Origin of the sequence: Paenibacillus sp. EKM301P (genome assembly GCF_011800295.1) — a bacterium.
In the GTDB taxonomy this organism is placed as follows: Bacteria; Bacillota; Bacilli; order Paenibacillales; family Paenibacillaceae; genus Paenibacillus; species Paenibacillus polymyxa.
The window spans coordinates 386,180-406,848 of sequence record NZ_JAALFM010000001.1 but is presented as its reverse complement, the minus strand read 5'-3'; the positions used below and the strand labels follow the sequence as shown (position 1 = coordinate 406,848).

Sequence of the window (20,669 nt, the reverse complement as noted above, 5' to 3'; positions counted from 1 at the left end):
ATTTTCGCCTTCCTTCTATGATACATAACTTTGGGACAAAACTTAAGCGGCTTTGTGATATTTCGAGTCCTGTCCGAATAGATTGAATCAAGAAAGTCTGTCCAGCATATCAGCAATCGTGGCACAAAAATAGAATAACGGGCAGCCATCCTACGCACAACCGACGGAAACGGACTATCTGACCGGGAGGGAATTGGGGAGAATGGAACAAGCACACTGGCACCAATTAAGCAATGAACAGCTTTCAACTAGTCTGGAAGTCGACCCGAAGCAGGGTCTTTCGGAGGAACAGATTGCGGAACGAAGAGAAAGGACGGGTTGGAATGAGCTGAGCGAGGGCAAGCGTGTTTCGGCAATTTTGCTGCTGCTCAACCAGTTCAAGGATTTTATGATGCTTGTATTGATGGGAGCGACCCTGATCTCTGGCCTACTCGGCGAGTATCTGGATGCGATTACCATTATTGCTATCGTTGTGCTAAATGGAATTCTCGGCTTTGTGCAGGAATTCAGAGCTGAACGTTCATTGCGAGCTTTAAGACAGCTTTCGGCTCCAACCGCCAAGGTGCTGCGAGGCGGAAAACGAATACATGTTCAGGCCAGAGAGCTGGTGCCGGGTGATATCGTGCTGCTGGAAAGTGGTGATCGTATCCCTGCAGATGTAAGGTGGTTGAGTACAAATGGCTGTGATGTGGAGGAGTCTGCCCTGACAGGTGAATCGGTTCCGGTGAGTAAGCATTCCCGTCCTATTCATGCCGCCGAAGTACCTCTTGGGGACCAAAAGAACATCGGTTTTATGGGCACCATGATGACCAGAGGCACCGCACAAGGCGTGGTCATTCGCACAGGCATGAGTACCGAAATGGGAAAGATCGCAGACTTGATCGAAAATACGGAGTCGCAGGAGACACCGTTACAGCACAGACTGGAACAATTGGGCAAAATTTTGATTATTGTGGCGTTAGCGCTAACCGTGCTCGTGGTCGTAGCGGGTATTTTGCATGGTCAGCCAGCCATGAGCATGTTTTTGGCCGGCGTGAGCTTGGCTGTGGCAGCTATACCAGAAGGATTACCCGCGATTGTAACCATTGCACTCGCTTTGGGTGTACAGCGTATGATCAAACGCAAGGCCATTGTGCGCAAGCTGCCTTCCGTTGAGACGCTCGGCTGTGCGTCTGTCATTTGCTCTGACAAAACGGGCACACTGACCCAAAATAAAATGACAGTCACCAAACTGTGGCTGGATGGTCGTTTCTGGGGAGTTACCGGGGAAGGTTATGATCCACACGGTCATATTATGGACAGGGATCTTCCGGCCGACCTAAAAAACGGACAATCCTTGCGTAGATTGCTGCAAGCTAGTGTACTTTGTAATAATGCGGAGATTGTTCAAGCTGACATAGATGAGCTGCGTTCAAAAAAGAAAACCAAAGAGCCGACGCCTTCCGCTGTTTGGGAGCTGAAAGGTGATCCGACAGAAGGAGCGCTGGTCACGTTAGCTGCCAAAGGCGGAGTCACGCGACAAGGGCTATACGAACTGTACACACGGGAGCGAGAATTTCCTTTTGACTCAGATCGGAAGCGGATGTCGGTACTCGTACGCCACCAGGGAGGACATATTGTATTTGCCAAAGGAGCGCCAGACGTGCTACTGGGCCAGTGCTCTTACATTTTATGGGAAGGGAATGTCGTTCCGTTAACGGGTACGCTACGCCAAAAGGTATTGGCAGCCAATGAAGGTATGGCATCGGAGGCGCTGCGTGTACTTGGCGTCGCTTACCGTGATATCCGCTCGCATGAGCGTGTCTCTACGGTTGAGGAGGCTGAAACACAGCTGATTTTTATCGGCCTGACCGGCATGATTGATCCGCCACGCCGCGAGGTTCGCGAGGCCATTGGCAAGTGCCGTCGTGCCGGCATTCGCACGGTGATGATTACGGGCGATCATGGTACAACTGCGGAGGCCATTGCACAGCAGCTGGGCATTCTCCAACGCGGCTCAAATGTATTGACAGGACAGCAACTGTCTCTCATGGATGATGCGGCGTTGGATAACGTTGTTGATACCGTCTCTGTGTATGCGCGGGTGTCGCCGGAACACAAGCTGAGAATCGTCAAGTCGCTGCAAAGACGCGGACATGTCGTAGCTATGACCGGAGATGGCGTCAATGACGCACCTGCGATCAAGGCATCGGATATCGGTATTGCCATGGGCATTACAGGAACAGACGTGACCAAAGAAGCAGCTGCACTTGTACTGAGTGACGATAATTTCTCAACGATTGTAGCGGCAATTGAGGAAGGACGAAATATTTACGAGAACATCCGTAAATTCATTCGTTATCTACTCGCCTCCAATGTTGGCGAAATTTTGACGATGTTCTTTGCCATGATGGCTGGGCTGCCGCTACCTTTGTTACCCATTCAGATTTTGTGGGTGAACCTGGTAACTGACGGTTTGCCAGCGATGGCTCTGGGTGTGGATCAGCCGGAAAAGGATCTTATGGAGCATAAGCCTCGTGGCGCAAAGGAAAATATTTTTGCACGTCGACTGGGCTGGAAAATTATTAGTCGCGGTCTGTTGATTGGCTTATGTACACTTGCGGCCTTTTGGTTGACATTACGGATTGCTCCGAATGATGCAGGGCAATTGATCAAAGCGCAGTCGGTTGCATTTGCTACGTTAGTGCTGGCGCAGTTAATTCATGTATTTGATTGCCGTAGCTCCCGCTCCGTTTTCCATCGTAATCCGTTTCAAAATAGTTATCTCGTGCTTGCCGTACTGTCCTCCATTGTACTGATGCTGGTTGTAATGTATGTGCCTGTGCTGCAACCTATTTTCAAAACGGTACCTCTTGGTTTACGTGAATGGGCACTATCTATTGTCGCAGCTGGAATTCCTACGTTCCTGATGGGAGCGGGAAGTGTATGGGGCGGTCGACGTAACCGTCGTCACGGCGGAAATACACGATTTTCAGCGGGACGTACAAAGTTCTCAGCCTAGAATTCGGGTCTTGCATATCGCATCGCTTTCCCGCTTTTGCCCTGTATGATATTATGGGGTCAAAGCTTCAAGAGGAGCATGAGATCAGCAGCAACGGCGGGAGGAAGCTATGGAATTCACTAAAATGAATGGTCTGGGTAATGATTTTATCGTTTGGTACGGGCATCAGGAATTGCCGTCTGACGCCTCGGAATTAGCTGTTCGGCTATGTAATCGACATTTTGGTATTGGCGCCGATGGATTGGTATATATATTGCCGTCTGAAAAAGCAGATTTTCGCATGCGCATCATTAACTCGGACGGCTCGGAGGCCGAGCAATGCGGTAACGCTATTCGTTGTGCTGCCAAATATGTGTATGACCGTAAGCATATCAACCATGAACAGATCACGATTGAGACGCTGGGTGCAGGTGTGCAGCAGGTTGAACTGACTGTGGAAAACGGAACTGTACGAATGGTAAAGGTCGATATGGGAGAGCCGATTCTGGAAGGATTGAAAATTCCAACTACACTCGATTTGACTAACGTAATAGATGAGCCCATTGAAGCTGGAGGAAGTGGTTTTCGCTTTACGGCTGTTTCTATGGGAAATCCGCACTGTGTCATTTATGTTGAGGATGCGCCTAGCTTTGATCTGGAGGCCTGGGGGCCAAAGCTGGAGTGTCATCCATTGTTTCCTAAAAAAACAAATGTTGAGTTCGCCACGGTACGGAGTCGGAAGCGTATAGATATGAGGGTATGGGAGAGGGGAGCAGGACCTACGCTAGCCTGTGGAACTGGAGCCTGTGCTACGCTTGTTGCTTCTGTACTAAATGGATACAGCGACCGCCGCGCCATGGTAAGCCTAAAGGGCGGCGATCTGGATATTGAATGGAGCGAGGATGATAATCACATTTATATGACAGGTCCGGCTGAGATTGTATTCGAAGGTCGTCTATTCTGAATTGATGTGATGATAAGAATAGTCCGTAAATGACCTAAGAATATATAGAAATGAAGGGGAAGAAGACCTGAGTAGGTCTTCTTTTTTTGCCCTTTTATGCCGCTGTTTACTGGGGAAATGGTGAACCAAGCGATATTCTGTCTTTTTTTGACGTCTGAACAATGTATAATATAGAAAATGAGAAAACGATAAGGAGGCCGTTCATAGTGCGGAAATTTCGTTGGATTTCAGCAGTTGCAGTCCTCATACTTGTAGCCACCGCGCTTCCGGTACAAGCGGCGACTATTCCTGCTGCCACGGGAACGACGGACAAGCAGGTGGGCTCGCTAACTCCGACAGTCGTAAGCCGTTTAGAAAAAGCAGTACAAGAACTTATCGGTTCAAAAGCTGCATTTCAATTTGACGATGTAACGGATATGGGGAAAACCTGGATTGTCGAGGGTGAATTGGAAGACGGAACAGCTACGTTGCAGACAGAATATAATAAAGAGAAAAACAGAGTAGATTCTACAACTATACGATATAAAATAAGTAGTTTGGGAAAGGCGATGAACGCGCCACTCAAGGCAAAAGTATTAAACAGCGCCAAAGCGTTTGACAGCAAGCGTCCCTTACAATTTGAAGCATTCTGGCGGGTCAAATCCCCCTATCAGTCCAACAAGCCTTCGAATTACTGGGTATTCTGGGGAGCAGGAGAAAAAGCTTCCTCATTGTATGTTGATGTGGATCAAGGTAATGCTATTACCGTCAATGCGGACTATGCGATGAGACAGGTGGACCCAGTATTATTGAACCGTGCAATGAACACATTTAAGCGAGTGAGTGGACAGCGAATCACAGTGCAGCATGCCTCACGCTACAAGGATGAGAAGAATGGGCTTTCTTATTGGTCGTTCGAGGATGCAAGCGAGGCGAATGAGGTCAAAATTGGAGCGGTAACTGGAAAAGTGCTGGCTGTATCCACCTCTGGGATGGACTGGAATGATGACGCAGATTTCAAAAAATCTTTTGCAAGTCCAAAATATACCGCCGCCGAAGCATTGAAGCTGGTCAAGCCTAAGGTTCAACTATTGTTCAATATCAATGTGTCCGGCTATAAAGTGAATGTTCAAGGAAATCAATATACGTTCTCCAAGCAGCAAAAGGGGACGGATTCTATTGTGGCTAAAGTAAATAAAAAAGGGACTTTTTACGAGTTTTCTCTCCATTCTTCTGATGGGAAAATGCTATGAAAATGTAATGGTAAATAGAAAATGATAACTCAAGTTGCCTTACTCCTGGTATCATTTTGTCGGGACGTGAGGCGGCTTTTTTTGTTTTTGGCTTATGTTTGTAGTCTCTTTATGTTACATTAGTATGAAAATAAAGAGCGGGGTGGAGCAGAGGACATGAAACCGGATTTGCGTACTGTGCTGAATCGTGAAATTATTGTCGGAGACGGCGCTATGGGGACTTTTTTGTACCAGCTAGGATTTCCAGTAAATACGTCTTACGAAGAACTGAACATTACTTCGCCAGATGTTATATCAGACGTACATGGTCAGTATTTAAATGCAGGAGCACGATTGCTGGAGACGAATACATTCTCTGCAAATGATTATAAGTTAGCCCGCTTTGGACTGGAATCTAAGGTGGAAGAGATTAATCGTGCTGGTGTGCGAATTGCCAAGGCTGCTGCCGGACCTGAACATTATGTAGTAGGTGCGGTCGGTTCCATATGCGGAGGCAAACGTCTTAACATATCCAAGCTGGAGCTGTCAAGAAATTACGAGCAGCAGATCGATGCCCTTCTTTCCGAAGGGGTTGACGGCATTTTATGCGAAACGTTTTATTCACTGGACGAAATGCGCATTGCGCTTCACAGTGTACGTAAATACAGTGACATTCCGGTAATTTGTCAATTTGCGGTCGATCAGGTTGGTCGTACCCAAGATGGTTTTCTAGTGTCAGAAGCTTTTTCAACACTGCGTAGTGAAGGAGCTGACATCCTCGGGTTTAACTGTCACTCCGGTCCGCAGGGAATTATGAGTGTAATGGAGCAGCTGGATGGTCCTTTGTCTGTACCGCTGTCTGTATATCCAAATGCGGGGCTGGCAGATTATGTGGACGGTCACTATGTATACGGTGCATCACCTGAATATTTCGGAGAATGTGCCAGGTCCTTTGTAGATCTCGGGACCAGGCTGATTGGTGGTTGTTGCGGAACTACGCCAGACCATATTGCTGCTATTTCCAAAGCTTTAAAAAATTTGCAACCGCCCCCGTTGGCTCCAAAAGAAGCTTTGTCGACAGAGTCCATTCATGTGGTGGAGCAGACAGCAAATGAAGGGGGACGAGGCAATGGCAGACATGCCAGCGAACCCAACATTGTGGATCTGGTTAAGGAACGGCATACGGTCATTGTAGAACTGGATCCTCCGCGAGATCTGGACATTACCCGGTTTATGCAAGGTGCGCATGCCTTGAAGAAAGCCGGAGCCGATGCACTTACACTTGCTGACAATTCGCTCGCAGTCACTCGTATGAGCAACATGGCGCTTGGGCATCTGGTTAGTATTGAAACAGGCTTGCGTCCATTAATTCATATCGCATGTCGTGACCGTAATCTGATTGGTACTCAATCCCATATGATGGGTTTTGACGCACTGGGTATTGACCATGTACTGGCGGTTACTGGTGATCCGGCGCGGTTTGGTGATTTACCAGGCGCCAGTTCGGTGTATGATATGACATCTTTTGAAATCATACGCATGATCAAGCAGCTAAATGATGGCGTCGCATTTTCCGGTAAACCACTCAAGCAGAAAGCTAATTTTGTGGTGGGAGCTGCTTTTAATCCGAATGTTAAGCATTTGGGTAAAGCCGTACAGCGGTTGGAAAAGAAAATTGCCTCCGGGGCCGATTATATTATGACCCAGCCTGTTTACGATCCTGAGCTGATTATAGCCATTGCAGAAGAGACACGGCATTTGGAAATACCGATTTTTATCGGTATTATGCCGCTGGCTAGTGGCCGCAATGCAGAATACTTGCACAATGAAGTGCCAGGCATTCAGTTATCCGATGAGGTGCGTGCACGTATGTCGGGACTAGAGGGCCCGGAAGGACGAGCAATGGGCGTGTCTATTGCCAAGGAGCTGCTTGATACGGCCATGGAACATTTTAATGGGATCTATTTCATGACTCCTTTTATGTTCTATGAAATGACAGCTGAGCTGACTTCATATGTATGGGAAAAATCAGGCCGAGTACAGGCCCCCTTGTTTCGACTATAATAATCAATTACAATAGTATAATGGATGTGATGCCGATGTCATTGAGTATGACCGGATACGGTCAAGCCATCCTTCATCATGAGGGGTATAAAGTGCGCTTGGAATTGAAATCGGTCAATCACCGCTATTGCGAAGTGATGATGAGAATTCCACGTGAATGGACTCGTTATGAAGATGGCTTGAGAAGAACGGTTCAACAGCAGATTAAACGCGGTCGTATCGATGTTTTCATCCACAGGGAACGTGATGAAGAACAGATACCCGCCGCACGGTTGAATGACACTGTGGTGCAGGCTTACCTGCGTGCAGCGGAGCAGCTGGCGGATCGTTATGGCGTGAAAGGAACGTTAGGTATAAGTGATATCCTTGCTTTGCCTGATGTTCTGGGTGAGCCTGGAGAGGCTTGCAATGGAGACGAAGATGACTGGGAAGAGCAGCTACAGCGAGCTTTGAACGAAGCTTTGCAAGGTTTGCTGGAGATGAGAAGGCGAGAAGGCGGGCATTTGGCACAAGATGTGGAATCCCGCATTTTACGTTTGGAATCCTTTCATCATGAAATGGCGGTGTTGGCTCCTCATGTTGTGAGCGACTACCGTAACAGGCTGAAGCACAGGCTTAAAGAGCTTCAGGACGGTTCATTTACGCTTGATGAACATAAGTTCGGAATGGAGATTGCGTTATTCGCGGATCGCAGCAATATTGATGAGGAGCTTACCCGGCTTCAAAGTCATTTTGGACAGTGCAAAAGGTTGCTGCTGTCGGACGAGCCGGCCGGTCGCAAATTAGATTTTTTAATCCAGGAAATGAACAGGGAAGTCAACACGATCGGCTCTAAGGCTAATCATCTCACATTAGTTAATCTGGTCGTTGAGATGAAAGCAGAGCTCGAAAAAATTCGTGAGCAGGCTGCAAATATTGAGTAGCTACCTGGTAGCGGCACGGCTGCAATAGTCACATGTATAGGGGGAAAGACCTGAATATGGCAATCAAATTGATCAATATTGGCTTTGGCAATATCGTGTCGGCCAACCGAATAATCTCCATCGTCAGTCCGGAGTCTGCTCCGATCAAGCGGATTATACAGGAAGCCAGGGACCGTCATATGCTAATTGATGCTACCTATGGCCGCCGGACACGGGCTGTTATTATTACAGACAGTGATCATGTAATCCTGTCTGCGGTGCAGCCGGAGACGGTCGCTCATCGCCTATCCACTAAAGATGATGACAATGACGAATAAAAATGGAGTGTACTATGGCTAAGGGATTATTATTTGTAATATCCGGACCTTCGGGGGTCGGTAAAGGAACGGTAGGCAATGCATTGCGCGAAAAGCTACCTGAGATAACGTATTCTGTTTCTGCTACAACTCGAACACCTCGTTCGGGCGAGCAAGATGGAGTGACCTATTTTTTCAAAACGCGTGAAGATTTTTTAGGCATGATTGAACGGGATGAATTGTTGGAGTACGCAGAGTATGTAGGTAACTACTATGGCACTCCACGTGATTTTGTAGACCAGACGCTTGCGCAGGGTAAAGATATCTTTCTGGAAATTGAAGTTCAGGGCGCGCTAAAGGTTAAAGAAAAATTTCCAGAAGGCATATTTATATTCTTGCTTCCACCTTCGCTGGATGAGTTGAAGGATAGAATTCGGGGACGTGGCACAGAAACTCAAGCAACCATTGATCACCGTATGTCGGTAGCTGTGGACGAGATGAACCTGTTGCGTCACTATGATTATGCGGTTGTCAATGATGAGATTGATTTCGCTTGTAAACGAATAGAATCCATTATTATCGCCGAACATTGTAAGGTTCGACCTTAAGCGAGGCTTTACATATGCCAAGCGTACCAAAAGAGAAATAATACTGTATAAGCTGAGCTTGAAGGTGTACACTGGAGTTCAGCTTATACAGCTTAAAACTACATGAAGAGGTGTCTATTCGTGCTGTATCCTTCCATTGATGAAATGATGAAAAAGGTAGATAGTAAATATTCGCTGGTTGTAGCGGCATCACGCCGTGCTAGACAGTTGCGTGAGGGCGAGAAGACGAGCTTGAAGAGTCCTAAATCTCACAAACAGGTTGGAGTAGCTCTGGAAGAGATCTATGCAGATCATCTTTTGCTTGAAAGCGGCGAAGAAGAATAAGAATTATAGACAATCATTATAACCAGGCGCAATGCCAATTCCTTTGACAACCGCAAGGTTGTTATTTTTTTCGGTCAGGGGGAGTTAACGATGTTGAAGGGGAAAGTTATTATTCTTGGTATAACCGGCGGAATTGCTGCCTATAAAGGGGCTGCGCTCTGCAGTAAGTTGACGCAAAAGGGAGCCGATGTACATGTTATTATGACGGCTTCTGCCAAGGAGTTTATTACCGAACTTACGCTGCAGTCACTCTCTCGCAATCCGGTGTACAGTGATACATTTGATGAAAGAGAGCCGTCTATCGTATCCCATATTCATCTGGCGGATGCGGCTGATCTGGTGCTAGTTGCTCCTGCAACGGCGAATATCATCGGGAAAATGGCGCATGGTCTTGCTGATGATATGTTATCGACAACGTTGCTGGCTACGACAGCGCCTATTATGGTGGCCCCTGCGATGAATGTACATATGTACACTCATCCTGCAGTCATGCAAAATATGGAGACACTGGTATCCCGTGGTGTGAAGATGATTGAGCCTGGTGAAGGATTACTGGCTTGTGGTTATGTTGGCAAAGGACGTTTGGAAGAGCCAGAAACTATTGTGCAAACGATTGAGCGCTTTTTTGATCAGCAAGCTCAGGAGCCTGAAGCCACAATCAAGTCTGAAGCACGGTGGTTTGGAGAAGAATCTACGGAGAAACAAGTAACCGAGCGACTTGTAAATAAGAATGAATTAGCGCTTTCGGGAAAAAAAGTCATTGTCACGGCTGGAGGCACGATTGAGCGAATTGATCCTGTCCGTTATATTACGAATGATTCATCTGGTAAAATGGGCTTTGCCATTGCGAAAGTCGCTCAGGAGATGGGGGCAGAGGTGCATTTGATTGCTGCCAATACCAGTGCGGAACCGCCTTCAGGTATTTCGCTTGAAAGAGTCCAGTCAGCTGAAGACATGTACCAGGCTGTGCTAAAACAATGGGAAACGAGTGATATGGTCGTTATGGCTGCTGCCGTTGCAGATTATCGACCACGTGAGGTGGCACAGACCAAGATTAAGAAAAATGATAGTGTATTTACACTGGAGTTAGTGAAGAACGTCGATATTCTGGAATCACTCGGACGCAGCAAGAAACATCAATTTTTAATTGGCTTTGCAGCAGAAACGGGAAATTTGGAGACGTATGCAATAGGTAAATTAGAACGTAAAAATTGTGATTTGCTTGCGGCAAACGATGTAACTGTGGATGGTGCAGGTTTTGGCGTCGATACAAATGCTGTTCAAATATATGACCGAAGCGGGATGGTAGAGCAGATTCCTGTACAGTCAAAGGAAGAGGTTGCGCGTAAATTGCTTACTCTAGCCGCGGGACGCATGGGTGGGGTGCTGCATTAATGGAGACAGGCAATTTAGTTGCCAAGGTCATTGTCGATGTACCTGCCAAGGATACAGATCGTACCTTCGATTATCTGATCCCAGATTCCATGAGACCTTGGATTGAGCCAGGTAGTCGGGTAGCTGTGCCATTTGGCAAACGGACGGTGCAGGCTTTTGTTATCTCGGTAGTTCCAGCTGAAGAGCCGCCGAAATATAGGATGAGGGCGATTCAGGAGTTGCTGGATCTGGTACCACCCTTATCTCCCGATTTGGTTGAACTGGGCAAATGGATGAGCGAGCGTTATGCTTGTAATCAAATTATGGCACTGCAAGTGATGATTCCTACCGCGCTTAAGGGCAAGGCGGAACGTTATATCTCCATTGCCGAACAGCAAGAGTCTACGAATCCACAGCGGCCTATGCTGTCTAATCAGGGGGATGAGATCGAATGGGCCCTTCTGACTGACGACGGTATGAGCGACCCGGCGGAGCGTCAGATTGTCAGCTTCATTCAGAATAAGGAGCAAGTCCCGTTGCAGCAACTTAGTAGACGTTTCCCCGAGGAGGCGGAGGTTATTAAATCGCTGTTACGCCGCGGAGTGCTTCAGGAAAGCCAGGTTATTAAAGACAAGCTTGGCAAAAAGACGATGAAAGCTGTTGATCTGGCTATCAGCATAGATGAAGCATCCATGGCACTGGAGCAATTTTCTGCCAAGGCGCAGCGTCAGCGGGAGGTACTTGCTTTTTTGCTGGAACGTAGCGAGTTTCTGCCTCTGCCGCTGAAGGAAGTTATGACCTCGTTAGGTGTATCAGCTGCGACGGTTAAAGCACTGGAAGATAAGGGCTATGTGTTACAGGAAGATGTTGAAGTGTTCCGCGATCCCTACCGGGGCAGACACTTCAAGCCTACAGACCCACTCCCTCTTACGGCAGAGCAGCAGTCGGTGTATGAACGGATTGTTCGTCAGCTGGACATGCGTGAGCAAGGAGCTTATTTGCTGCATGGAGTCACAGGAAGCGGTAAGACGGAAATCTATCTGCAGACCATTCAGCGCTGTATCGAGCAGAATCGCCAGGCGATTGTGCTCGTACCCGAAATATCATTAACTCCACAAATGGTCGAACGTTTCAAAGGACGTTTTGGCGACCAGGTCGCAGTGATGCACAGTAGATTGTCCGGGGGAGAACGGTACGATGAGTGGCGCAAAATACGCGAAGGCCGTGTAAAAGTAGCGATTGGCGCTCGTTCAGCGGTATTTGCCCCTTTTCGTGAGCTAGGGCTCATTATTATGGATGAGGAGCACGAAACGTCCTATAAGCAGGAAGAGACACCCAAATACCATGCGCGTGATGTAGCCATTCGCAGAGCACACCAGCACGGGGCTGTCGTTATACTCGGTTCAGCTACACCATCACTGGAAAGCTATTACGCTGCTCGCTCCCAAAGCAACGACGAGTTTGCGCCGCTACTGCTTGAAATGCCGACCCGCGCATTGGGGAACACGTTACCCGAAGTTCATATTATGGACATGCGTGAGGAGCTACGGGCCGGCAACCGCTCCATGTTCAGCCGCGCGTTGCATAATGGAATCGCAGAGCGATTAGAGCGTAACGAGCAGACGGTATTACTGTTGAACCGGCGTGGTCACTCCACGTTCGTCATGTGCCGGAGCTGCGGCTATGTGGCGGGATGTCCGGATTGTGATATTTCGCTTACCTATCATCAGCGGTCGAACAATTTACGTTGTCATTATTGCGGCTATTCCGAGCCTGTACCTCAGACTTGCCCGGAATGCGGTAGTGAGCATATTCGTTACTTCGGTACAGGTACTCAGCGAGTGGAAGAAGAGTTGGCTAAGCTATTCCCTGGTATACGTGTTGTCCGAATGGATGTCGATACAACGACTGAAAAAAACGCTCATGAAAAGCTGCTTAAGCAATTTCGTGATAAAAAAGCAGACGTACTACTGGGTACTCAAATGGTAGCCAAAGGGCTGGACTTTCCCGATGTAACGCTGGTAGGTGTCATTACTGCGGATTCTGCTCTTAATTTACCGGATTTTCGGGCTGCGGAAAAGACCTTTCAGCTGTTAACACAAGTAGCCGGGCGTGCTGGAAGGCATCAATTGCCGGGGGAAGTATTCGTACAATCCTACACTCCAGAGCATTATTCGGTGGTCCATGCAAGCCGTCATGATTATTCATCTTTTGTGAGGGAAGAGTTGAAACACCGCCGTAATTTGCACTACCCGCCATATTGCCGACTTATTTTGGTGACCTTTTCTCATGAACAGCTTCCAGTGCTAGTCCGATTGGCTGAAAATTATTCAACGACACTACAGGGACGAGCCAGACAACGGGGCTGGTTCGGGAATATGGACCGGCTTACATCGGATGTGCTGGACATTTTGGGGCCAGTAGCTTCACCCATTTCGAGAATCAAGAATAGATACCGATTTCAATGTATGATAAAATGGCGTGGAAATATCGACGCGATTGGTTTGGCTCAGCAAGTGGCTGATGAAATGGCCGAATCTGCACAGGCACAAAAGTTGCTGATTAGTCTGGATGTTGATCCGCAGATGCTAATGTAAAGTGTTAACACTAAAGTTATTCGCACAATTGATGCGGACAAGCCGTCCGTACATAGGATAATGTAGCAGTCGCTTTTGTGATGAATACAGTAAAGCCTAAATGAAGGAAAAAGAGGAAGGTGTTCTGTTGTCATGTCAATTAGAATTATAGTGTTGGAGCCGGATGACGTATTGCACAAAGTAGCAAAGGAAGTTACTAAAGTTACGCCTAATGTGCAAAAGCTGCTGGACGATATGGCAGATACGATGTATGAAGCGGAAGGAGTAGGTCTAGCTGCTCCACAAGTAGGTATTTTGAAGCGGCTCATCGTCGTAGATGCTGGAGATGAGCATGGCTTGATAAAAATGATCAATCCAGAAATTGTGGCCGAAGAAGGAGAGCAATTGGGACCTGAAGGCTGCCTAAGTATTCCAGGGTTAAACGGGGATGTACGTCGTGCCGAGAAGGTTACAGTCAAGGGACTGGATCGCGAGGGCAAGGCTATTACCGTTACAGCGACAGGGTTGCTTTCTCGTGCTTTTCAGCATGAAATTGATCATCTAAATGGAGTATTGTTCACGGATATTGCAGAAAAAGTATATGAGGTTGCTCTGGAACAGCCAGGACCGAACCGTCAGACAGGGGAGTGAGGTTCGATGAGCCAAGACATTCGTATTATCTTTATGGGTACACCTGAATTTGCAGTCCCATCGCTGAACATGTTGCTGGACAACGGATATAACGTGGTCGGTGTAATTACTCAGCCAGATAAACCACAGGGACGAAAAAAAATATTGACGCCAACACCAGTCAAGGAAGCGGCTGAAAAGCGCGGATTACCTGTGCTGCAACCGACCCGCCTACGGCAGCCGGAAGCAGTGGCTCAGGTAGCAGAGTTGCGTCCCGACCTGATTGTAACCGCAGCTTATGGCCAAATTTTGCCTAAGTCCGTATTAGACCTGCCTCGTTTCGGCTGTCTGAATGTGCATGGTTCGTTACTTCCCCGATATCGGGGAGGTGCACCGATCCAGCGTGCGATTATTAACGGTGAAACTGTGACAGGTGTGACGCTAATGTATATGGCGGAAGGGCTGGACACCGGCGATATGATATCGCGGGTTGAGGTGGCTATAGAGCCGGAGGATACATCGGGCACAATTTTTGAAAAGCTAAGTGTAGCCGGAGCTAGACTTTTGCAGGACGAGCTGCCCAAGTTGCTGGTAGGGCAATCAGACCGTACGCCGCAAAATGAGGACGAGGCGACCTATGCCCCGAACCTGAACCGTGATGATGAGCGCATTACATGGAGTGATAATGCACAGCAAATATACAACCGGATTCGCGGTCTGGTTCCTTTTTCTGGCGCGTTTACACTTTGGGAGAACAATGTTTTTAAAATATGGGCTGCGGAGCAGCCTTCCATAAATAATGAAGCGAGTGGCTCAAATGCTCCAGCACCCGGCACGGTTCTTCAATTAACCGCCCGTGGCATTGAGGTGCAGACAGGCGAAGGCACTCTCTGGCTGACCCAGGTTCAACCGGCAGGCAAGAAGGTTATGGAAGCCGGAACCTTTGCACGCGGCGGACAGATGAAGCCCGGCACGGTGCTCGGATGAGCGGGCGACACTCCCGTCAGGGAGACCAACGCAAGGGAGTGGGGACCAGATCCGACAAAACTCGCAAACAGACGGCGCGGGAAGTTGCACTTGACGTGCTGACCGGTGTGGAGCAAGAGGGCGCGTATAGCAATCTTGAGCTCAATCGCCGGCTTCAGCAGGCAGGTTTATCTGCAAGTGATGTTGGTTTGACGACGGAACTTGTATACGGTACAGTGGCACGCCGAAATACACTGGATTATTTTTTGAATAAATTTGTTCAAAAAGGAACGGCCAAGCTTCAGCCTTGGGTACGTTCGTTGCTGCGGATGAGCGTATATCAGCTGGTGTATCTGGATCGAGTTCCGGATCATGCAGTTGTTAGTGAAGCAGTGACCATTGCCAAGCGGCGTGGGCATCAGGGGATTTCCGGTATGGTCAATGGTGTGCTTCGCAGCATGCTGCGTGAGTCGGACAAGCTGCGTATTCCTGACGGTTTGTCAGCAGAGGAACGGATTTCGTTAGAACATTCCCATCCACAGTGGCTAGTTAAGCGCTGGATCAAGCAATACGGTACCGATACAGCTGAGGCTATCTGCAAGGCTAATAACGAGCCCCCTGCAGTCAGCGTGCGAGTGAATACGACGATGATCAGTCGTGATCAGCTGCTGGACGAGATGATTGCAAAAGGGATTGATGCCGTTCCTTCGGCCGTTAGCCCCTATGGGATTGTTGTTCGTAGCGGCGGAAATATGGCGCTTACCTCGTGGTATACGGACGGATTGTTGTCTGTACAGGATGAAAGCTCCATGCTTGTTGCTGAAGCGGTCGCTCCTGAGCCTGGCATGGCAGTGTTGGACTGCTGCGCAGCTCCAGGCGGCAAAACAGCTCATATGGCTGAGTTGATGAAGGATCGCGGCCGGATCGTTGCAAACGATCTGCATGCCCATAAGCATCAACTAATCCGTGAGCAAGCGAATCGGCTTGGCCTGGATGCTGTTGAGACGGTTACTGGTGATGCGTTGGATCTAAAGGAACGATATGCTCCGGCTTCTTTTGACCGTATTTTGCTGGATGCGCCATGCTCGGGCTTTGGGGTGATTCGCCGTAAACCTGATCTGCGTTGGAGCAAAACTGCGCAGGATGTTCGCGACATTACTCAACTGCAGCACGAGTTGCTGGATAGTGTGGCCGGACTGTTAAAGCCGGGTGGTATTCTGGTATACAGTACTTGCACGATTGAGCCTGACGAAAATGAAGGACAATTGGCTCGGTTTTTAAGCGAACATCCAGAGTATGAGTTGGCAAAGGATCATTCTTTTCCAGCCGTGAGTCATGAAATGGATGGTATACAGAAAGGCTCGGTACAGCTGTTACCGCAGCATTTTCACAGTGACGGATTTTATATTGCGCGTCTGCGCCGGGTAAAGTAGCTCGGAAGAGAATTCCAGGTAGCTGCCCACCAGTATTTCCACAATCCGCCGGACACTTCCGGCGGTTTTTTGCATGAAGATGAAAAATTTTTACCCCCTCAGGGATTTGTGCTAAAATAGGAAGAATGAAAAACACTGTCTGCGATTAAACAGAACTTAATGAAGAAGGAACGGGTGCAAATATTGATGAAACCTTTTATATATGATTTAACACTGGAAGAGCTTCAGGACTGGGCCAAAAACAATGGTGAGCCTGCCTTTCGGGGAGGACAAATTTTTGACTGGCTGTATGTAAAGCGGGTCAATAATTTCAGTGAGATGACGAATTTGTCCAAGGGGCTGAGAGAAAAGCTGGAGGAGCAATTCAGTTTTGTGACGCTTCACGAAATAACAAAGTTGGAATCGAAAGATGGGACTGTTAAATTTCTGTTTGGCTTACACGATGACCATGCTATTGAGACGGTTATCATGAGACATAATTACGGAAACAGTATTTGTGTAACGACTCAAGTGGGTTGCCGGATTGGCTGTACTTTTTGTGCCTCGACGCTTGGGGGTCTCAAAAGAAACCTGACGGCTGGCGAAATTACGGCACAGGTGGTGCAGGCTCAGAAAATTCTGGATAAAACGAATGAACGAGTGAGCAGTATCGTGATTATGGGCTCGGGTGAGCCTTTTGAGAACTATGAAGCGACAATGACGTTTTTGCGTACAATGATTCATGAAAAGGGCCTGAATATTGGTCAACGTCATATTACGGTGTCAACCAGCGGCATTGTGCCCAATATTTATAAATTTGCTGACGAGGATACACAGATTAATCTGGCAATATCTATCCATGCGCCCAATGATGCGCTGCGTTCGAAGCTGATGCCTGTAAATCGACGTTATCCTTTTAAGGATGTTATGGATTCTCTTCGTTATTATCTTGCTAAGACGGGGCGGAGAATTTCGTTCGAATATGCCTTGATCGGCGGAGTAAACGACCAGGCAGAACATGCTGAAGAGCTTGCGGATGTGTTGAAGGACATGCTGTGTCACGTCAATTTGATTCCAGTCAACCATGTGCCTGAGCGCAAGTATGTGCGTACATCGCGCAGCGATATTTTTAATTTTCAACGTATTCTTGCCGAAAAAGGCGTCAATGTGACGATCCGGCGTGAACAGGGTCACGATATTGCCGCTGCCTGCGGTCAGTTGCGTGCAAAGCATATGGAGTTGGGGTGAAACCATTTGATCAAAACAGTTCATGTCAGCCATGTCGGACGTGTGCGTTCGGTAAATGAGGATTCTGCCTGGATCAGGCACTTGGAGCAAGGCTATATTCTTGGAATTGTTGCCGATGGTATGGGAGGGCATCTGGCCGGTGATACGGCCAGCCGCCTTGCGGTAGAGACACTTGCCGCTGATTTGGCGACGCTGGAGAGCGGATTATCCGCACATTCTTTGACGGCGGCGCTCAGCGACGCTATTTTGCATGCCAATGAAGTCATCTTCCAAACGGCTGCGCGCGATGACCAGTATCATAATATGGGAACGACGGTTGTTGCCGTGTTGCTCAATGATGCATCTGGAATTATCGGACATATTGGTGACAGTCGCGCCTATGTCATATCCAAAGGAACGGTACGTCAGCTTACAGAAGACCATACTTTGGTTAATGAGTTGTTCAAAAACGGTCAGATCAGTAAGGAAGAGCGGGAGAACCATCCCCGTCGCAATGTGCTGACACGGGCATTGGGCACTGATTCCGAGGTGAAGGTGGACATTGACACCATTACGCTGGAAAAAGGCGATGTACTATTACTATGCAGTGACGGATTAAGCAATTTGGTAACAGAAGAACAGATCAGTAAGGTAGTAGGTGCCGCAGAAAATCCTTTGGAGGAACGTGCGGATCGTCTGCTACATCTGGCGCTGCTTGCCGGTGGAGACGATAACATTACTGTAGCTTTGTTTGAATTGCCCGACAACACGGTTTCATTGAGTGAAAAGGGGTGTGAAGCATGATCGGGCACCTGCTTGGGGGAAGGTACGAAATTATTGAGCGCATCGGTGGCGGCGGTATGGCGCTGGTGTATAAGGCTCAAGACATTTTGCTGAATCGCAATGTCGCGGTAAAAGTGTTGCGTCAGCAATTTGTTCATGATGAGGAATTTATTCGCCGGTTTCGGCGTGAGGCACAGTCAGCGGCCTCGCTTTCTCATTCGAACGTGGTCAGTATTTATGATGTCGGCCAAGAGGATGAAATCCATTATATTGTAATGGAGTGCGTTGAAGGCAAAAATTTGAATGAGATTATTAAAGAACGTGCGCCATTACAAGTGGATGAAGCAGTGCGGATTGCTTCCCAGATTTGTGATGCGCTGGAACATGCCCACCAAAATCAGATTATTCACCGGGACATTAAGCCTCATAATATCTTAATTGGACGTAATGGACGGGTTAAGGTAACCGATTTTGGGATTGCTCGAGCTGTTACGTCAACGACAATTACTCAGACAGGTTCTGTTGTGGGCTCTGTTCATTATTTTTCACCTGAGCATGCAAAGGGTGTCATTACCGGCGAAAAATCGGACTTATATTCTTTAGGTATTGTCTTATATCAAATGCTAACGGCACAGCTTCCTTTTCTGGGAGAAAGCCCAATTAGTGTGGCACTCAAGCATTTGCAAGAGGAATTTGAGGAACCGCGTAAAATTAATCCGTTGATTCCGCAAAGTGTAGAAAATGTCATTCTAAAATCGATGCGTAAAAATCCGGAGGAACGTTACCAATCAGCAGACGAAATGCTAAGGGATTTGGAGACTTGTCTGCTACCGGGGCGGCGCAATGAATCCAAGCTGGAGTTTACACATTTGGATGATGAGGACCAAACGCGGGTTATCCCAGCTATTAAGCCTCAACAATTAGGTGTGTCTTCCAGTGGTGACGATGTGCCTGTCCAACCTCGGGAGTCTGAACAGCTTCCGAACAAGCAAACGTCCAAGAAAAATAGAAAAAAAACGATCTTCTGGGTAACACTAGTGTTGGTACTACTTTTGTGCATGGGCGGCGTGGTGTACTATGTGCAAAGTGTGCTTGTCGTACCTGAGGTGAAAGTACCAAGTGTACTGACACAAACAGAAGACCAAGCGAAGGTCACTCTAAGTAAAGCAGGACTAGTCATTGATGATCCAATCCAGCATGAATATAAAGAGGGGATTGCACCGGGAGTTGTTTTTTATCAAAGCTACCCTGAAGGTTCTTTAGTCAAGGAAGGAACGGAGATTAGTCTGAAAGTCGGGATTGCCAAGCCGCTCACCCCGATGCCAGATGTCAAAGGACAAAGCTACGAGAATGCTGTCAAGCTACTGACCGCCCAGCAGATTAAGGAAACGCAGATTCAGCAAAATGAGCAGTTCAGTGATCAGGCTGAAGGAACCGTCATTAGTCAGACACCTGCTGCAAATGAGCCATTTGATAAGGATTCGGTTCAGGTAGTGCTCACCGTCAGCAAAGGCGCTGCCACTGTTAAAATGCCGAATCTTGTAGGGATGACGCAGAGCCAGGCGGAAAATGAGGTCAAAAAGGCGGGGCTGAAGGTTGGCTCAATTAAAGAGGAATTTAGCTATGAGCAGGATAAAGGAAAAGTAACCAAACAATGGCCTTCAGAGGCGGGCAGTGATCTGCCCCCAAATACGGAAATTACGTTTTATGTAAGTACGGGTTACCCGCCAGAAGCGATTACGTTACCGTTTAATGTACCTGTGGCGCCGAAGGAAGAGGGCAAAAACAGTAAAATTCGTATCACTTATACAGATGCACGTGGAGAAAATCAGGAGTGGGGCAGCCGTACGATTAATACGACACAGGTGTTTACGATCAACCTGCTGATGGCCCCTAACAAAGACAGTGTCGTCTCCGTATTTAGAGATGGTGCTTTTGTTGACACGTATCCTGTTTCTTATATTGATGCAAAAAATGGAACGGTGACGATGCCTCAAATTGCTCCACCTGCAGGAACATCACCGACTGATACATCTGGTGGTACTTCCTCACCGAATGGAAGTGGAAACGGTGAGGAAGGAAACAGCGGGGAATCTTCTAACGATAGTGGTAATGGTGGAGGCGACTCTAACAACCAGGAGGGGACAGAAGGCGATGGTGATCCTTCTGCTTTTGCCCCAGGAACCGATTCCTCAGGAGTTACGCGCAGTGAGTTGGCGGTTAGCAAAAAAAACAACCCCGGTCACGGTTCCCGCAAAAAGAAGGACAAAGTGATCGAGGCTGTGCAGCATCAGTAAACTTACTAGAGAAAGAAGCTTAACCTGTTCCACA

Annotated in this window: 16 protein-coding genes; all 16 read left to right on the top strand. The window is 47.9% G+C overall.

Features of this window, described 5'->3' with window-relative positions; all coding sequences use genetic code 11:
- Positions 1-202 precede the first annotated feature (202 nt).
- A complete protein-coding gene (locus HFD99_RS02045) occupies positions 203-3,001 on the top strand; it encodes a calcium-translocating P-type ATPase, SERCA-type (protein ID WP_107733362.1) in 2,799 nt (932 codons plus the stop codon).
- A gap of 109 nt (positions 3,002-3,110) precedes the next feature.
- On the top strand, positions 3,111-3,944 hold the full coding sequence (gene dapF / locus HFD99_RS02040; RefSeq protein WP_123797362.1) for a diaminopimelate epimerase: 834 nt from the start codon (positions 3,111-3,113) through the stop codon (positions 3,942-3,944).
- A gap of 206 nt (positions 3,945-4,150) precedes the next feature.
- Entirely contained in the window at positions 4,151-5,176 is a 1,026-nt protein-coding gene (locus HFD99_RS02035) for a hypothetical protein (RefSeq protein ID WP_123797361.1), read from the top strand.
- A gap of 156 nt (positions 5,177-5,332) precedes the next feature.
- Positions 5,333-7,219, top strand: a complete 1,887-nt coding sequence (locus tag HFD99_RS02030; RefSeq protein ID WP_123797360.1) for a bifunctional homocysteine S-methyltransferase/methylenetetrahydrofolate reductase — start codon at positions 5,333-5,335, stop codon at positions 7,217-7,219.
- Between the two features lie 35 nt (positions 7,220-7,254).
- Positions 7,255-8,142: a YicC/YloC family endoribonuclease gene (locus HFD99_RS02025; RefSeq protein WP_044785265.1), complete on the top strand. Its 888-nt coding sequence runs from the start codon at positions 7,255-7,257 to the stop codon at positions 8,140-8,142.
- Positions 8,143-8,198: 56 nt separating this feature from the next.
- A complete protein-coding gene (gene remA / locus HFD99_RS02020; RefSeq protein WP_005548256.1) occupies positions 8,199-8,459 on the top strand; it encodes an extracellular matrix/biofilm regulator RemA in 261 nt (86 codons plus the stop codon).
- A 14-nt stretch (positions 8,460-8,473) separates the two neighbouring features.
- The gene (gene gmk, locus HFD99_RS02015; RefSeq protein ID WP_016822355.1) at positions 8,474-9,046 is read left to right on the top strand and encodes a guanylate kinase; all 573 of its coding nucleotides are present in this window, start codon (positions 8,474-8,476) and stop codon (positions 9,044-9,046) included.
- A 120-nt stretch (positions 9,047-9,166) separates the two neighbouring features.
- Positions 9,167-9,370, top strand: a complete 204-nt coding sequence (rpoZ, locus tag HFD99_RS02010) for a DNA-directed RNA polymerase subunit omega (protein ID WP_013371850.1) — start codon at positions 9,167-9,169, stop codon at positions 9,368-9,370.
- A gap of 90 nt (positions 9,371-9,460) precedes the next feature.
- On the top strand, positions 9,461-10,765 hold the full coding sequence (gene coaBC, locus HFD99_RS02005) for a bifunctional phosphopantothenoylcysteine decarboxylase/phosphopantothenate--cysteine ligase CoaBC (RefSeq protein WP_123797359.1): 1,305 nt from the start codon (positions 9,461-9,463) through the stop codon (positions 10,763-10,765).
- On the top strand, positions 10,765-13,341 hold the full coding sequence (gene priA / locus HFD99_RS02000) for a primosomal protein N' (protein WP_123797358.1): 2,577 nt from the start codon (positions 10,765-10,767) through the stop codon (positions 13,339-13,341). The genes coaBC and priA overlap by 1 nt, the downstream gene beginning before the upstream one ends.
- Positions 13,342-13,473: 132 nt before the next feature.
- Positions 13,474-13,971, top strand: a complete 498-nt coding sequence (def, locus tag HFD99_RS01995; RefSeq protein ID WP_016822352.1) for a peptide deformylase — start codon at positions 13,474-13,476, stop codon at positions 13,969-13,971.
- A 6-nt stretch (positions 13,972-13,977) separates the two neighbouring features.
- On the top strand, positions 13,978-14,937 hold the full coding sequence (fmt, locus tag HFD99_RS01990; protein ID WP_123797356.1) for a methionyl-tRNA formyltransferase: 960 nt from the start codon (positions 13,978-13,980) through the stop codon (positions 14,935-14,937).
- Entirely contained in the window at positions 14,934-16,349 is a 1,416-nt protein-coding gene (gene rsmB / locus HFD99_RS01985) for a 16S rRNA (cytosine(967)-C(5))-methyltransferase RsmB (RefSeq protein ID WP_123797355.1), read from the top strand. Before fmt ends, rsmB begins: the two co-directional genes overlap by 4 nt.
- Before the next feature lie 186 nt (positions 16,350-16,535).
- A complete protein-coding gene (gene rlmN, locus HFD99_RS01980) occupies positions 16,536-17,576 on the top strand; it encodes a 23S rRNA (adenine(2503)-C(2))-methyltransferase RlmN (protein WP_025365198.1) in 1,041 nt (346 codons plus the stop codon).
- A 6-nt stretch (positions 17,577-17,582) separates the two neighbouring features.
- On the top strand, positions 17,583-18,359 hold the full coding sequence (locus tag HFD99_RS01975) for a Stp1/IreP family PP2C-type Ser/Thr phosphatase (RefSeq protein WP_016822348.1): 777 nt from the start codon (positions 17,583-17,585) through the stop codon (positions 18,357-18,359).
- Positions 18,356-20,635, top strand: coding sequence for a Stk1 family PASTA domain-containing Ser/Thr kinase (pknB, locus tag HFD99_RS01970; protein WP_016822347.1), 2,280 nt, complete (start codon positions 18,356-18,358; stop codon positions 20,633-20,635). The genes HFD99_RS01975 and pknB overlap by 4 nt, the downstream gene beginning before the upstream one ends.
- The last annotated feature ends 34 nt before the right edge of the window (positions 20,636-20,669 follow it).